General features: G+C 70.1%; 15 protein-coding genes. 6 read left to right on the top strand and 9 right to left on the bottom strand.

Annotation, left to right across the window (positions count from 1 at the left end):
* Positions 1–226 precede the first annotated feature (226 nt).
* Both ACIRRY_RS32715 and ACIRRY_RS32710 read left to right on the top strand, forming a co-directional pair.
* Positions 227–1,102: an undecaprenyl-diphosphate phosphatase gene (locus tag ACIRRY_RS32715; protein WP_403979819.1), complete on the top strand. Its 876-nt coding sequence runs from the start codon at positions 227–229 to the stop codon at positions 1,100–1,102.
* 341 nt (positions 1,103–1,443) lie between these two features.
* Positions 1,444–1,623 carry a hypothetical protein gene (locus tag ACIRRY_RS32710; RefSeq protein WP_403979816.1) on the top strand — a complete coding sequence of 60 codons (180 nt, stop codon included), beginning with the start codon at positions 1,444–1,446 and terminating at the stop codon, positions 1,621–1,623.
* Between the two features lie 88 nt (positions 1,624–1,711).
* Here ACIRRY_RS32710 and ACIRRY_RS32705 read toward each other — a convergent pair whose 3' ends face one another.
* On the bottom strand, positions 1,712–2,401 hold the full coding sequence (locus tag ACIRRY_RS32705) for an SDR family NAD(P)-dependent oxidoreductase (RefSeq protein WP_403979814.1): 690 nt from the start codon (positions 2,399–2,401) through the stop codon (positions 1,712–1,714).
* A 162-nt stretch (positions 2,402–2,563) separates the two neighbouring features.
* On the opposite strand from ACIRRY_RS32705, the gene ACIRRY_RS32700 reads away from it, so the two are divergent.
* Positions 2,564–3,061: a nuclear transport factor 2 family protein gene (locus tag ACIRRY_RS32700; RefSeq protein ID WP_403979811.1), complete on the top strand. Its 498-nt coding sequence runs from the start codon at positions 2,564–2,566 to the stop codon at positions 3,059–3,061.
* 88 nt (positions 3,062–3,149) lie between these two features.
* The gene (gene lnt / locus ACIRRY_RS32695) at positions 3,150–4,724 is read left to right on the top strand and encodes an apolipoprotein N-acyltransferase (protein ID WP_403979808.1); all 1,575 of its coding nucleotides are present in this window, start codon (positions 3,150–3,152) and stop codon (positions 4,722–4,724) included.
* On the opposite strand, the gene ACIRRY_RS32690 is transcribed toward lnt, so the two are convergent.
* The gene (locus tag ACIRRY_RS32690) at positions 4,642–5,553 is read right to left on the bottom strand and encodes a Gfo/Idh/MocA family protein (RefSeq protein WP_403979805.1); all 912 of its coding nucleotides are present in this window, start codon (positions 5,551–5,553) and stop codon (positions 4,642–4,644) included. The two genes, lnt and ACIRRY_RS32690, sit on opposite strands and share 83 nt — an antisense overlap.
* Before the next feature lie 98 nt (positions 5,554–5,651).
* Between ACIRRY_RS32690 and ACIRRY_RS32685 the strand changes: the two genes are divergently transcribed.
* Positions 5,652–6,164 carry a DinB family protein gene (locus tag ACIRRY_RS32685; RefSeq protein ID WP_403979802.1) on the top strand — a complete coding sequence of 171 codons (513 nt, stop codon included), beginning with the start codon at positions 5,652–5,654 and terminating at the stop codon, positions 6,162–6,164.
* A 118-nt stretch (positions 6,165–6,282) separates the two neighbouring features.
* Positions 6,283–6,774: a hypothetical protein gene (locus ACIRRY_RS32680; RefSeq protein WP_403979800.1), complete on the top strand. Its 492-nt coding sequence runs from the start codon at positions 6,283–6,285 to the stop codon at positions 6,772–6,774.
* A 13-nt stretch (positions 6,775–6,787) separates the two neighbouring features.
* On the opposite strand, the gene ACIRRY_RS32675 is transcribed toward ACIRRY_RS32680, so the two are convergent.
* From ACIRRY_RS32675 to ACIRRY_RS32645, 7 genes are all read right to left on the bottom strand, one after another.
* The gene (locus ACIRRY_RS32675; RefSeq protein WP_403979798.1) at positions 6,788–7,321 is read right to left on the bottom strand and encodes a hypothetical protein; all 534 of its coding nucleotides are present in this window, start codon (positions 7,319–7,321) and stop codon (positions 6,788–6,790) included.
* Between the two features lie 102 nt (positions 7,322–7,423).
* The gene (gene ung / locus ACIRRY_RS32670; RefSeq protein WP_403979795.1) at positions 7,424–8,107 is read right to left on the bottom strand and encodes a uracil-DNA glycosylase; all 684 of its coding nucleotides are present in this window, start codon (positions 8,105–8,107) and stop codon (positions 7,424–7,426) included.
* A gap of 113 nt (positions 8,108–8,220) precedes the next feature.
* Complete coding sequence (locus ACIRRY_RS32665) at positions 8,221–9,798, bottom strand: ABC transporter substrate-binding protein (RefSeq protein WP_403979792.1); 1,578 nt, start codon at positions 9,796–9,798, stop codon at positions 8,221–8,223.
* 199 nt (positions 9,799–9,997) lie between these two features.
* The gene (locus tag ACIRRY_RS32660; protein ID WP_403979789.1) at positions 9,998–10,759 is read right to left on the bottom strand and encodes an SDR family oxidoreductase; all 762 of its coding nucleotides are present in this window, start codon (positions 10,757–10,759) and stop codon (positions 9,998–10,000) included.
* A 48-nt stretch (positions 10,760–10,807) separates the two neighbouring features.
* On the bottom strand, positions 10,808–11,569 hold the full coding sequence (gene fabG, locus ACIRRY_RS32655) for a 3-oxoacyl-ACP reductase FabG (RefSeq protein ID WP_403979786.1): 762 nt from the start codon (positions 11,567–11,569) through the stop codon (positions 10,808–10,810).
* A gap of 142 nt (positions 11,570–11,711) precedes the next feature.
* Entirely contained in the window at positions 11,712–12,128 is a 417-nt protein-coding gene (locus ACIRRY_RS32650; protein ID WP_403979783.1) for a DUF3037 domain-containing protein, read from the bottom strand.
* Positions 12,125–12,877 (bottom strand): HipA family kinase, encoded by a 753-nt coding sequence (locus ACIRRY_RS32645; protein ID WP_403979780.1) that lies wholly within the window; start codon positions 12,875–12,877, stop codon positions 12,125–12,127. The genes ACIRRY_RS32650 and ACIRRY_RS32645 overlap by 4 nt, the downstream gene beginning before the upstream one ends.
* Positions 12,878–12,988: the final 111 nt, after the last annotated feature.

Here is a 12,988-nt window from a genome sequence, read left to right as displayed (position 1 = left end):
ACCGCGCACCCGGAGTCGCCGGACCGCCCGTGAAACCCCCGCGTCCGCAGTCGCCCGACCACCACGAAACCTCCGCATCCGGGGTCGCCCGCCCGCCGTGAAACCCCTGTGTCGGGCCTGTCACACCGGGACGCTACGCTGCCCCTCACACACACTCGTTCACCGCGCGCGGCGTTTTGGTGTGTCCTTTGCCCCTCCACGATCAGCACTTGGACGCCGTAACTCCATGTCTTGGTTTGAATCCCTCATCCTCGGACTCGTCCAGGGGCTGACCGAGTTCCTCCCCGTCTCCTCCAGCGCGCATCTGCGGCTCACGGCGGCCTTCTCCGGCTGGGAGGACCCGGGCGCGGCCTTCACCGCGATCACACAGCTCGGCACGGAAGCGGCGGTGCTGATCTATTTCCGCCAGGATGTCGGGCGGATTCTCGCCGCGTGGTTCCGGTCGCTCACCAACAAGGAGATGCGGCGCGATCACGACGCCCAGATGGGCTGGCTGGTGATCGTCGGCTCCATCCCGATCGGCGTGCTGGGCGTGACGCTCAAGGACCAGATCGAGGGACCGTTCCGCGATCTGCGGATCACCGCCACGATGCTGATCGTGGTGGGCATCGTCATCGGTGTCGCCGACCGGCTCGCGGCCCGCGACGAGTCGGGCGGCAAGCACCGGGCGCCCAAGCAGCGCAAGACACTTGAGAACCTGAACGCCAAGGACGGCCTGCTGTACGGCCTCTGCCAGGCGATAGCACTGGTCCCCGGCGTCTCCCGCTCGGGCGCGACCATCAGCGGCGGCCTGTTCATGGGCTACACCCGTGAGGCGGCGGCCCGTTACTCCTTCCTCCTCGCCATGCCGGCCGTACTGGCCTCGGGCGCCTTCGAGTTGAAGGACGCGGCGGAGGAAGGGCATGTCGCGTGGGGGCCGACGATGTTCGCGACGGTGATCGCGTTCGTGGTCGGGTACGCGGTCATCGCCTGGTTCATGAAGTTCATCTCCCACAAGAGCTTCATGCCGTTCGTCTACTACCGCATCGCGCTCGGCATCGTCATCATCGCGCTGGTGACGGCAGGCGAACTGAGCCCGCACGCGGCGGAGTCGGCGGGCTGAGCGAGGGCCCGCCGGGCGCTCGGGGACGTCTGGAACGCCATTGGCAGTTCGCACTTCGCCTATCGCCGCGTCCGGGGCATCCCCGGGCGAAGTCGCCGCCGCCGTCTGCCGATTCGGCGCCGGATTCGACCGTGCCGTACGGGAACATCCGGCCGAACACTTCGTCACCCTGCGGGAGTTCCACCGAGCCGCCGCACGTCACACCCGGTGCGTCATCACGTGGGTCGACTGAGCGTCCGGCCCGCGCCGGGTGCCCGGTTCACCGCGCCCGTGACCAACCCCATACGGTCTGCGTAGCCGTCCGGTAGCGCAGTGTCAGTCCTTGCCCCTAGGCTGTTCGCATGTCCCCCGATTCCGTAACCCCTGGTTCCGTGCGGTCTGCTTCCGAGGTGAACGAGCAGATCCGGGCACTCTGGCTGCGTGCGGGCGGTTCGCTCTCCACCCAAGAGCGGGAGGAATACGAGCTGTTGGTGGTCGAGTGGGCCGCGGCGATCCGTTACGAGGTCATCGCCGCCGCCTGAGGCCGCCTGAAGGTGTCTGAATCACCCTGAACGGCAAGGCAGTTGGGGCAGTTCAGTGAGCTCCGGGCAGGGCGAATCCAGCCCACGCTCATCTCCCGCCCGACACCCGCACCACCGTCCCCGTCGCATACGACGCCTCCGGCGACATCAGCCAAGCGATCGCGGCGGCGACCTCCTCCGGCCGGGCCGGGCGATCGGGAGCGACCGCGTTGACGCGAATGCCGTCGGGACGGAGTTCCTCGGCGAGGCCCAGGGTGAGGATGTCGACGGCGGCCTTCGTCGCGGCGTAGGCGTAGCTGTGGGTGGTGTGGACATGGTCGCCGGGGCCGCCGAAGGTGGCGGCGGACGACGAGACGTTGACGATCACGCCGCCTCCCCGTGCCGTCATCACCCGCGCGGCGCGTCGTGAACACAGCAGTGTGCCAAGGAAGTTGACCTCGACGACGCGGCGCAGCTCCGAGGGGTCGGTGTCGGCGAGGCGGCCGAAGGGGCCGGTCACCCCGGCGTTGTTCACCAGCCCGGTGACCGGCCCGAGTTGCCGCTCTGCCGCCGTGAAGAGCCGCTCGACGACCGCCTCGACCGATGTGTCGCCCCGCACGCACACCGAACGGGCCCCGGTCCGCCGTACCGCCTCCGCGACCTCCCGGGCCTCCTCGTCCGCCTGCGCGCCCCCGAGATACCCCACCACCACGTCGTGGCCGTCCTCCGCGAGCCGCCGGCAGGTCGCGGCGCCGATGCCCCGGCTGCCCCCGGTGACGACCGTGACGAGACGCTTCATGAGAACTCCTCGCGACGAAGACCGGCAGGAACCGACGAAGAATGACGAAGAACGATGAAGATCGGCTGGAAACGGGGAAGAACGGCGACGACCACCGAATGTTCCCCACCTTGTCCCCGCGTCCCTCTTGGCGCGACACGCTCCGTAGCCAACACTGAGCCGATGACGCAGCGTGTGGAACTGGCGATTGTGATGGACCGGCTGGCCGTGGACGAAATGATCACCGAATACGCGGTGGCGGTGGACGACGGCGACTGGGAGGCGTACCGGAAACTGTTCGCGCCGGACGGGCGTGCCGACTACCGGTCCGCCGGAGGGATCGAGGGGAACGCGGAACAGATCGCCGGATGGCTCGCGGAGAGCATGAAGCTGTTCCCGATGCGGCAGCACCTGATCGTCAACCGGCGGATCCGCTTCGGAGCCATGGACCAGCACACCGACGACACCGCCCGCGTCCAGGCCGACTACGTCAATCCGATGCGCTTCGCCACCGACGACAAGAGCGACGGCGACGCCTCCACCGCACCCGACTTCGTGTGCGGCGGGCGGTACGCGTTCGGGCTGCTGCGGACGCACGGCGGCTGGCGGCTGACCGAGGTCGTCGTGGAGGAGAAGTGGCGGCGCCTTCCCGAGCGGCGCCCGGAAGCCGTGGTCAACTGAGTCGATCATGGTGACCGGGTCGAGGTCCTCTGTGCGAGTTCGTCGGTAACACGCACACTGGAGCGACCAGCGGGTAGGGAGGTGCCGTATGAAGACCTTCGGCGACTGGCTCGCCTCTCCATGGCGGCGGTCCCTGCTCGCCGCGCTCGCGGGCGCCCTGCCCGTGCTCGCGTTCCCCGCGCCGTCCTGGTGGTGGTTCGCCTACGTCGCGCTCGTCCCCTGGATCCTGCTGACCCGCTCCGCGCCGACCGGGCGGCGGGCGGTCCACGACGGCTGGTCCGGGGGGCTCGGGTTCATGCTGGCCGTGCACAGCTGGCTGGTGCCGAGCCTGAGCGTGTTCATCGTGGTCATCGCGGGGCTGCTGGGCGCGCTGTGGGCGCCGTGGGGCTGGCTGGTGCGCCGCTTCCTCGGCGGGGTGCCGTCGCCCGGGCGCGGTGCCGCCGCGCTCCTCGTACTGCCCTCCGGCTGGCTGATGGTCGAACTCGTGCGGTCCTGGCAGGGATTGGGCGGCCCGTGGGGTCTGCTCGGCTCCACCCAGTGGCAGGTGGAGCCGGCCCTGCGGCTCGCGTCCGTCGGCGGGGTGTGGCTGCTGAGCTTCCTGGTGGTGGCCGTGAATGTCGCGGTCGCCGTGCTCGTCGCCGTGCGCGCGGTCCGGGTGCCCGCCGTCGCGGGACTGGTCGCCACCGCCGCCGTGACCTCGGCGGCCTGGGTGTGGTCGCCGCGCCCCGACGTCGACGGCCGGGTGCGGATCGCCGTCGTGCAGCCGGGTGTCATCGACGGCGACGAGAGCGGCGAGCGGCGCTTCGACCGCGAGGAGCAGCTCACCCGCCAACTCGCCGGTCAGGACGTCGACTTGATCGCCTGGGGCGAGAGCAGCGTCGGCTTCGACCTCGGCGAGCGGCCCGATCTGGCACGCCGTATCGCCGCGCTCTCCAAGGAGACCGGCGCCGACATCCTGGTCAACGTGGACGCCCAGCGCTCCGACAAACCCGGCATCTACAAGAGCTCGATCCTGGTCGGCCCGGACGGTCTCACCGGTGACCGCTACGACAAGATGCGGCTCGTCCCCTTCGGCGAGTACATCCCGTTCCGCTCGCTGCTCGGCTGGGCCACCTCGGTCGGCAAGGCGGCGGGCGTGGACCGCAGGCACGGCACCGAGCAGGTGGTGATGAACGTGGGGCACGGGCTGCGCGTCGGCCCGCTGATCTGCTTCGAGACCGCGTTCCCCGACATGAGCCGCCATCTCGCGCAGGACGGCGCGGACGTCCTCCTCGCGCAGTCGTCGACCTCGTCGTTCCAGAACAGCTGGGCCCCCGAACAGCACGCCACCCTCGCCGCCCTGCGCGCCGCCGAGACCGGCCGCCCGATGGTCCACGCCACCCTGACCGGCGTCTCCGCCGTGTACGGCCCCAGCGGACAGCGCATCGGCTCCTGGCTGGGCACGGACAAGAGCACCACCCAGGTCTACGACGTCCCGCTCGCGCACGGCATCACCCCGTACGTCCGCTACGGCGCCTGGCCGGTGGGCCTGGCGCTGCTGGTGCTCGCGGCGATGTGCGTCGGGGAGGGCGCCGTGGCGCTCAGGCTGCGGCGGACCGGTCCGCGACCGCTCGTACCACCCGCTCGCACAGTTCATGAGTCGCCAGCGCGTCCCGGGCGCTGAGCACCTTTCCGGCGCGTACGGCGTCCAGGAACGTGAGGACGGCCTGCTCGATGCCGCGCTGCCGGGCCACCGGCACCCAGTCCCCCCGGCGCCGTACGGTCGGCTGGCCCTTGTGGTCGACGACCTCGGCGAGGTTGACGACCTGACGCTTGGTGTCCTGGCCGGAGACCTCCAGGATCTCCTCGACCGAGCCGCTCAGCCGGTTCATCACGCCGAGCGCGGTGAAGCCGTCGCCGGAGAGCTGGAGCACGAGGTGGTGCAGCAGTCCGTCCCGGGTGCGGGCGCGCACGGTCACGTCCTCGACCGGCCCCGGCACCAGGAACCGCAGGGTGTCCACGATGTGGATGAAGTCGTCCAGGATCATCGTGCGCGGGTCCTCGGGGAGCCCGATCCGGTTCTTCTGCATGAGGATCAGCTCGCGCGGGTGGTCGGCGCACTGCGCGTATCCGGGGGCGTGGCGGCGGTTGAAGCCGACCGCGAGCGACACGTTCCGCTCCTCCGCGAGCCGTACCAGCCGTTCGGAGTCGGCGAGTTCGTAGGCGAGGGGCTTGTCGACGTACGTCGGTACGCCCGCCTCCAGGAGCCGGGTCACGATCTCGGGGTGCACGCTCGTGGGGGCGTGCACGAACGCGGCGTCGAGACCCTGCGCGAGGAGCGCGTCGAGGTCCGTGTGCCGCCGGTCCGCCGGGAGGTGCAGGCCGTCCGCGACCCGGGCGAGGGTGGCGGGCGTGCGGGTCTGCAGGTGCAGTTCGACTCCGGGCAGGCCGCCGAGAACCAGCAGGTAGGCCTTCTGCGCGATGTCACCGAGTCCGATGCAGCCGACCTTCACGGAGTCTCCCTGGCGCTTGTCCGGCGGTACCTCTCCGGAAGCATACGGCGAGGGAATATCCGCTGGTGCGGGCGGACGGGGCGCGCGAGGATGCGGGGATGACCATCGAGCGCAGAGAACCCGCGACCACCGCCGACGAACGCACCATGCTGGACGGCTGGCTCACGTATCACCGGGAGACCCTGGCCTGGAAGTGCGAGGGTCTCACCGACGAGCAGTTGAGGAGCACGTCCGTGGAGCCGTCCACGCTGTCGCTCATGGGACTGGTGCGGCACATGGCGGAGGTGGAGCGGGGCTGGTTCCGCTCGGTCATGGCGGACGAGAAGGCGGACCCGATCTACTTCACCGAAGAGGACCCGGACGGCGATTTCCACACCACCGGGACGGACACCTGGGCGGAGGCCCACGCCACCTGGCGGGCCGAGATCGCGGCGGCGAGCGAGATCGCGGCCCGCTTCACCCTGGACGACGTCTCCGTGGGCAAGCACCGCCGCACCGGCGAGCACTTCAACCTGCGCTGGATCTACACCCACATGATCGAGGAGTACGCCAGGCACAACGGCCACGCCGATCTGCTGCGCGAGCGGATCGACGGGAACACCGGCGACTGACGTCACGTCACCCGGAGCGGGGCGCGCGCCGTCCGTAAGGGGGCGGAGATCACCCGTGTGGGGCATCATCCGCCGTTCCGCTGTCTCAAATGGGGCCGGAACCAGCAGAGTTGCGCGGGTGCATCGAACGACGACCACCACCGCAACGCTCCTGGTCACCGTGGCTGTCTCGGCCCTCTCCGGCTGTGTGACGGTCCAGCGGCCGGTGGCCCCCGCTCCCCCGGCCGTACCGTCCCAAGCGTCGGTGCCGCGTCCGGACGGCAGCGTGGAGCCGCAGATCGTGCAGGCCCCGGCGCGGGAGGCGCTGGAAATGATCAACCCGTCCCATCGCCCCGGGCCGGCCACGCATCCGCCGCACCACGCACCGGCCACGCCCCCGCGGGCGGCCCAGGCACCGGTACCGGTTCCGGTTCCCCGCTCGCACCAGCACCCCCATCCCCACCCGCATCCCAAGCCGCGCCACCCCCGGCAGCCGAGCGCGGACATCCCTGACGTGGTCAGGTCGGTACCCAAGAACACGTCGGACGTCTGCGCCCTGGGCAGGAAGTACGGCGGCTGGCAGAAGGACAGCCCGCAGTCGATCATCTGCGGTCAGACATACGGCCGTTGACGTCGGAGAAGCCCTAGGGCCGCTGTCTCGGCGGCCCCCAGGTGCCGTCTCCCGCCGTGCCCTCCTCGGTGTCGAGCCGCAGCTCCAGCCGGCCGATCGCGGCTCGCACGCCGTTGCCGTAGCCGTCGTCGGCCAGGACCGCGCAGGCGCCGCGTGCCCGGCGGAGATGGGTGCGGGCGGCGTCGGAGCGGCCGAGCTTCACATAGTCGGCGGCGAGGTTGAGGTGCAGGGAGGGGTAGAAGGCGCGCACCGCGCTCGCCCCCTCCCGGTCGGTGTCCCCCGCGTCCCGTCCGTCCGCCAGCTCGTCCGCCGCCGACAACGCCCGGAGATCCCAGGCGAGTTCGTCGGTCGGGTCGTCCTGGGTGTCCGCCAGATAGTGGGCCAGGGTGCAGCGGTGCAGCGGGTCGCCGTCCTCGCCGAGCTCCGCCCACAGGCCCAGGAGCCGGTCCCGGGCCTCCTCGCGGTCGCCGCCGTGGTGCAGCATGACGATCTGTCCGATCCGCGTCAGCAGAGCGTCCGGCGCCGCCTGCTCCTGTCGCTCCGTCACAGCGTCCTCCGCACCTCGTCAGCCACCGTTGGCCGTCCCCCTCGAAGCTAACCGCCCCCACCGGCAATCCCCGTCAGGCGGCCCCGGACCGGCCCCGTGAGGTCAGCCCAGGTTCGGGATGCGCCAGTCGATCGCGGTGTGGCCCTGCTGGGCGACGGCCTCGTCGATCTGGGTGAAGGGGCGGGAGCCGAAGAACTTCTTGGCCGACAGCGGGGAGGGGTGCGCGCCCTTGACGACCACGTGCCGCTCCTCGTCGATCAGGGGGAGCTTCTTCTGCGCGTAGTTGCCCCACAGGACGAAGACCGCGGGGTCGGGGCGGTCGGCCACCGCGCGGATCACCGCGTCCGTGAACTTCTCCCAGCCCTGGCCCTTGTGCGAGTTGGCCTCGCCGGAGCGGACCGTGAGCACCGCGTTGAGCAGCAGGACGCCCTGCTGGGCCCACGGCATCAGATAGCCGTTGTCCGGGACCGGGAGGTCCAGCTCCTCCTTCATCTCCTTGTAGATGTTCCGGAGGGAGGGCGGGGTCTTCACGCCGGGGCGGACCGAGAAGCACAGGCCGTGGCCCTGGCCCTCGCCGTGGTACGGGTCCTGACCGAGGATCAGCACCTTCACCTGGTCGTACGGCGTCGCCTCCAGGGCGGCGAAGACCTCCTCGCGCGGCGGGAAGACCGGTCCGTTCGCCCGCTCCTCCTCGACGAACTCGGTCAGCTCCTTGAAGTAGGGCTGCTGAAGCTCGTCGCCCAGGACCCCGCGCCAGGACTCGGGGAGCATGGAGATGTCGGTCACGTCAACTTCCTTACCGTGTGCGGCGGCTGCGATGCGGAGCGGGCGCGGAGTGCGTCCGCTTCCATGCCCCAGAACCTACAGGCGGCCACTGACAACGGCCGCCGCGAGCCGCATCACCAGCTGGTCTTGCGGTACAGCTGCCACATCATCATGATCGTCGACGGGTCGAGGGCCTGTTCCCCGCCGGAGACGTCGTCGCTCGCGGCCACGTACTGCCGGCCCTGCCACAGCGGCAGCAGCCGGGCGTCGTCCACCAGGATCTGCTGCGCGTCCTCGAACTCCTTGACCACTTCGGCCCGGTCGCTCTCCCGGCGGGACTCGGGCAGCAGTACGTCGGTGATCCTGGTCGACAAGTAGGGCGTACCGAGGGCGTTCTGCTGTCCTACGAAGGGCGCGATGAAGTTCTCGGCGTCGGGGAAGTCCGGGAACCAGCCGCGCCCGAACACCGGGTACTCGCCCTTCTGGTAGCCCGTCACATAGGTCTTCCAGGGGCGGCTCTTCAGGGTGATCGTGAAGAGCCCGGAGCCGTCCAACTGCCGCTTGAGTTCCTTGAATTCGAGGGCGGTCTCGGAGCCGTAGCGATCGCTCGTGTACCAGAGGGTGAGCGGGACGCGCTGGGTGATGCCCGCGTCGGTGAGGAGCTTGCGTGCCTTGGGGACGCTGGGGTCGCCGAAGTCGTCGAAGAAGGCGGTGGTGTGGCCGGTGAGGCCCTTCGGGACCATCGAGTAGAGCGGGTCCACGGTGTCGCGGTAGATCTTGTGGGTGATCGCCCCTCGGTCGACGAGCTGGGCGACGGCCTTGCGGACGGCGAGGTTCCCGGCCCACTTGTCCTTGGGGTTGAACACCAGGTAGTTGATGTCGGTGCCGGAACCGTCGACGAGTTGCAGGCTCTTGGAGGCGCGGCCCTGGAGGGCGATGATGTCGTCGGCGGCGAGGCCGCGGTAGGTGACGTCGATCTTCCCGTCCCGCAGGGCCTTCACCATGGTGCCGGAGTCCTGGAAGTAGCGGATCGTCACCGCGCTGTTCTCGCGGTCGGCGAAGCCCTTGTAGCGGTCGTTGCGGACGAGTTGGGCCTGCTTCCCGTCGTCGTACGACTTCAGGGTGTACGGCCCGGAGCCGTAGACCTTGCCGTCCTTGCGCAGTGAGTGCGCGGGGTAGTCGTCGGGGTCGACGATCGACATGGCCGGGGTGGCGAGGACGAACGGGAAGGTGGCGTCGGGCTTGTTGAGGTGGAAGACGACCTCGCGGGCGCCGCTCACCTGGACCCGGTCGAGGCTGCCCAGCAGGCCGGCCGGACCGCTCGGCACGTTGATCTGCCGGATCCGGTCGATGGAGTGCTTGACGGCCCGGGCGTCGAGGGTGTCGCCGTCGGCGAACTTCATGCTCGCGCGGAGTTCGCAGCGGTACGTCGTGTTCGAACCGTCCGTGAAGCGGCAGCTCTTGGCCGCGTCCGGCTCGGGCGTGGTCGCGCCGGAGGGATAGGCGAGCAGCGTCTGGTAGATGTTGCGGAACAGCTCCCAGGAGCCGTCCCAGGAGGCGGCCGGATCGAGGGTGCTGGGGGCGCTGGTGGTCCCGACGACGATGGCTCCCCGGTCGTCGGGATTCCCGTCCGAGAACACACCGCATCCGGCCACCAGGGATATCGACGCGATCGCCGCGACTCTCTGCAGGCCTCGGTTCCGGTTGAACACACGCACGCTCCTCGATCCGCCGTACCAAGGGTCGGCAGACCCTACCGCAGCGCCCCGCCCGGAATTGCTGGTTCGGGCGGGGCTGTTGAGCTGCGTGTATATGACGACGTTGTCATCCGGCTGTGCGCGTTCTATGTCTCGACACGGGCGCCGATTCCGTCAAGCGAACAGCAAACGGATCGGCGCCCGAACGGCTTTCTCAGCCGACTCCGGCGTTCAGGAGGATGCCTCCGTCGACGACGAGGGTCTGGCCGGTGATCCAGTCGGACTGGTCCGACGTGAGGAACGCGGCGGCGCCGCCGATGTCGGACGGCACGCCGAGCCGGGCCATCGGGTAGGAGGCGGCGACCTCCGCCTCGCGGCCCTCGTACAGGGCGGCGGCGAACTTGGTCTTCACGACCGCCGGGGCGATCGAGTTGACCCGTACGCCGGGCGCGAACTCGTGCGCCAGCTGGAGCGTGAGGTTGATCATCGCGGCCTTGCTGACGCCGTACGCGCCGATGAACGGCGAGGCGGAGACTCCGGCGAGGGAGGCGATGTTGACGATGGCGCCGCCGTTGTCCTTCTGCCAGGCGTGCCAGGTCTTCTGGGCGAAGCCGAGTGCCGAGATGACGTTGGTCTCGAAGACCTTGCGGGCGACGTTGAGGTCGAGGTCGGCGATCGGGCCGAACACCGGGTTCGTACCGGCGTTGTTGACCAGGAAGTCGACGCGGCCGAAGGCCTCCATCGTGCGCTCGACGACGACGGTCTGGTGAGCCTCGTCGTGGGCCTTGCCGGCGACGCCGATGACGCGCTCGGCGCCGAGTGTCTCGACGGCCTCCTTGAGGGCGTCCTCGCTGCGGCCGGTGATGCAGACCCGGTCGCCGCGGGCGAGCAGCGCCTCGGCGACGCCGTAGCCGATGCCGCGGCTGGCGCCGGTGATGACGGCGACCTTGCCGGAGAGTTCAGGCAGTTCAGTCATTGTTTTCCTGCGTTCCCGTATTCCCGTATTCCCGTATTCCCGTGTTCGCTAGTTGAGCGGTCCGCCGGCGACGTACAGCACCTGGCCGGAGACGAAACCGGCCGCCTCGTCGGTGAAGAAGGCGACGGCGTTGGCGATGTCGTCGGGCTCGCCGACGCGCTGCACCGGGATCTGGGTGGCGGCCGCGGCCTTGAAGTCGTCGAAGCCCATGCCGACGCGGGCGGCGGTCGCGGCGGTCATGTCGGTGGCGATGAAGCCTGGGGCGACGGCGTTGGCCGTGATGCCGAACTTGCCGAGCTCGATGGCGAGGGTCTTGGTGAAGCCCTGGAGACCGGCCTTGGCGGCGGAGTAGTTGGCCTGGCCGCGGTTGCCGAGGGCGGAGGACGAGGAGAGGTTGACGATCCGGCCGAAGCCCGCGTCGACCATGTGCTTCTGGACGGCCTTGGTCATCAGGAACGAGCCGCGCAGGTGCACGCCGAGGACGGTGTCCCAGTCGGCGACGCTCATCTTGAAGAGAAGGTTGTCGCGGAGCACGCCCGCGTTGTTGACGAGGATCGTCGGCGCGCCCAGCTCCGCGACGATCCGCGTGATCGCGGCCTCGACCTGCGCCTCGTCGGAGACGTCGGCGCCGACCGCGAGGGCCTTGCCGCCGGCCGCGGTGATCTTCTCCACGGTGTCCTTGCAGGCGGCCTCGTCGAGGTCGATCACGGCGACCGCACGGCCCTCGGCCGCGAGGCGTACGGCGGTGGCGGCGCCGATGCCCCGCGCCCCGCCGGTGACAATCGCGACCCGCTGCTCAGTGGTGGACATTGCTGGTTCTCCTCGCCCTTGAGAGACTCTCGGCCCTTGAAACCGCGGCCCGCCGGTGAGCGACCGCTTAGTACCTTCGGCAGACGTGACGCTAGAAGCCCTGGCACTCGGTGTCAACGTGCGCGCGGCCAGGTGTGATCCATTACCTCACCAGCAGGTCCAGCAGGCGCTCCGCCTCGGCCGCCGGATCAAGGGTGAGACCGGTGTGCACGGGCCCCGGCTGCACCGCCGTGGACCGCGGCGCGATCAGCCACCGGAACCGCCGCCCGGCATCGTCCAGCCCCGCCTGCCCGGCCGCTTCCCCACCCGCACACACTCCTTCTACGGCCCCGAGCGCGGCCCGGATCCCGGCCACATCGGCGTCCGGGTCGAGAGCGAGCAGCCTCGCCTCGTCCAGATGGGTGCGGGCGCCGACGTAGGACCGGGCACGGCAGTAGACGAGCACCCCCGCGTTGATCTGCTCGCCGCGCTCGATACGGGGGACGACCCTCAGGAGGGCGTACTCGAAGACGTCCCGCGTGTTCGCCTCGCTCGGGCGGATGATGTGGCGCTCGGTCACTGGAGTCCCTTGATGCGTTCATGGAGGAAGGGCACGCGCGCGAGGAGGGGTGCCGCGTACGCCTCACGGAGGAGGTCCGGGGTGTCGAAGCCGGGTTCGCCGGTCAGCCAGACGTCCGGGATCTCGGCGGTGACCTCGGCGAGGAGTTCCTCGGTGACCTGGGGGGCGAGTTCGGCGGCCGCCCGGGCGACATCCGGGGTGAAGCGGGCCAGCGCGTGGTCGGCTGCGTCGTAGGGGCGGGCCGCGGAGGTCTGGGCGCCGGGCCAGTTGTGGTGCCAGATCATGGTGGCACCGTGGTCGATGAGCCACAGATCGCCGTGCCACATCAGCAGGTTGGGGTTGCGCCAGGAGCGGTCCACGTTGTTGACCAGCGCGTCGAACCAGACGATCCGGCCGGCCTCCTCGGGGCTCACCGTGAACGCCAGCGGGTCGAAGCCGAGGGCGCCGGACAGGAAGTCCATGCCGAGGTTGCTGCCGCCGCTGGACTTCAGCAGTTCCTGGACCTGCTGGTCGGGTTCGCCGAGGCCGAGCACGGGGTCGAGGTCGAGGGTCACCAGCCGGGGCACCCTGAAGCCCAGCCGACGGGCCAGCTCCCCCACGACCACCTCGGCGACGAGCGTCTTGCGGCCCTGCCCCGCGCCGCTGAACTTCATGACGTACGTCCCGAGGTCGTCCCCCTCGACGAGCCCCGGCAGCGAGCCGCCCTCCCGCAGGGGTGTGATGTAGCGGGTCGCGATGACTTCCTTCATGAAGTGAGCATAGTGATCCAACGTGAGCACCGGCCGAGGGTGAGTCCAGCGCTCCGTGGCGGGAGCGCGGCGAGGGCGAGCCCCGCCGCGCTCCCGTCACAAGAGCGTCCC

It is taken from the genome of Streptomyces sp. NPDC101776, assembly GCF_044766845.1.
GTDB lineage: Bacteria > Actinomycetota > Actinomycetes > Streptomycetales > Streptomycetaceae > Streptomyces.
The sequence above is the reverse complement of the archived record's forward strand: the minus strand, read 5'-3'. Positions and strand labels throughout refer to the sequence as shown.

Bases quoted from the DNA above. Each gene is read 5' to 3' on its own strand.
- ACIRRY_RS32715 (WP_403979819.1), top strand. From the start codon at position 227: ATGTCTTGGTTTGAATCCCTCATCCTCGGACTCGTCCAGGGGCTGACC.
- ACIRRY_RS32710 (WP_403979816.1), top strand. From the start codon at position 1,444: ATGTCCCCCGATTCCGTAACCCCTGGTTCCGTGCGGTCTGCTTCCGAG.
- ACIRRY_RS32705 (WP_403979814.1), bottom strand. From the start codon at position 2,401: ATGAAGCGTCTCGTCACGGTCGTCACCGGGGGCAGCCGGGGCATCGGC.
- ACIRRY_RS32700 (WP_403979811.1), top strand. From the start codon at position 2,564: ATGACGCAGCGTGTGGAACTGGCGATTGTGATGGACCGGCTGGCCGTG.
- lnt (WP_403979808.1), top strand. From the start codon at position 3,150: ATGAAGACCTTCGGCGACTGGCTCGCCTCTCCATGGCGGCGGTCCCTG.
- ACIRRY_RS32685 (WP_403979802.1), top strand. From the start codon at position 5,652: ATGACCATCGAGCGCAGAGAACCCGCGACCACCGCCGACGAACGCACC.
- ACIRRY_RS32660 (WP_403979789.1), bottom strand. From the start codon at position 10,759: ATGACTGAACTGCCTGAACTCTCCGGCAAGGTCGCCGTCATCACCGGC.
- fabG (WP_403979786.1), bottom strand. From the start codon at position 11,569: ATGTCCACCACTGAGCAGCGGGTCGCGATTGTCACCGGCGGGGCGCGG.
- ACIRRY_RS32645 (WP_403979780.1), bottom strand. From the start codon at position 12,877: ATGAAGGAAGTCATCGCGACCCGCTACATCACACCCCTGCGGGAGGGC.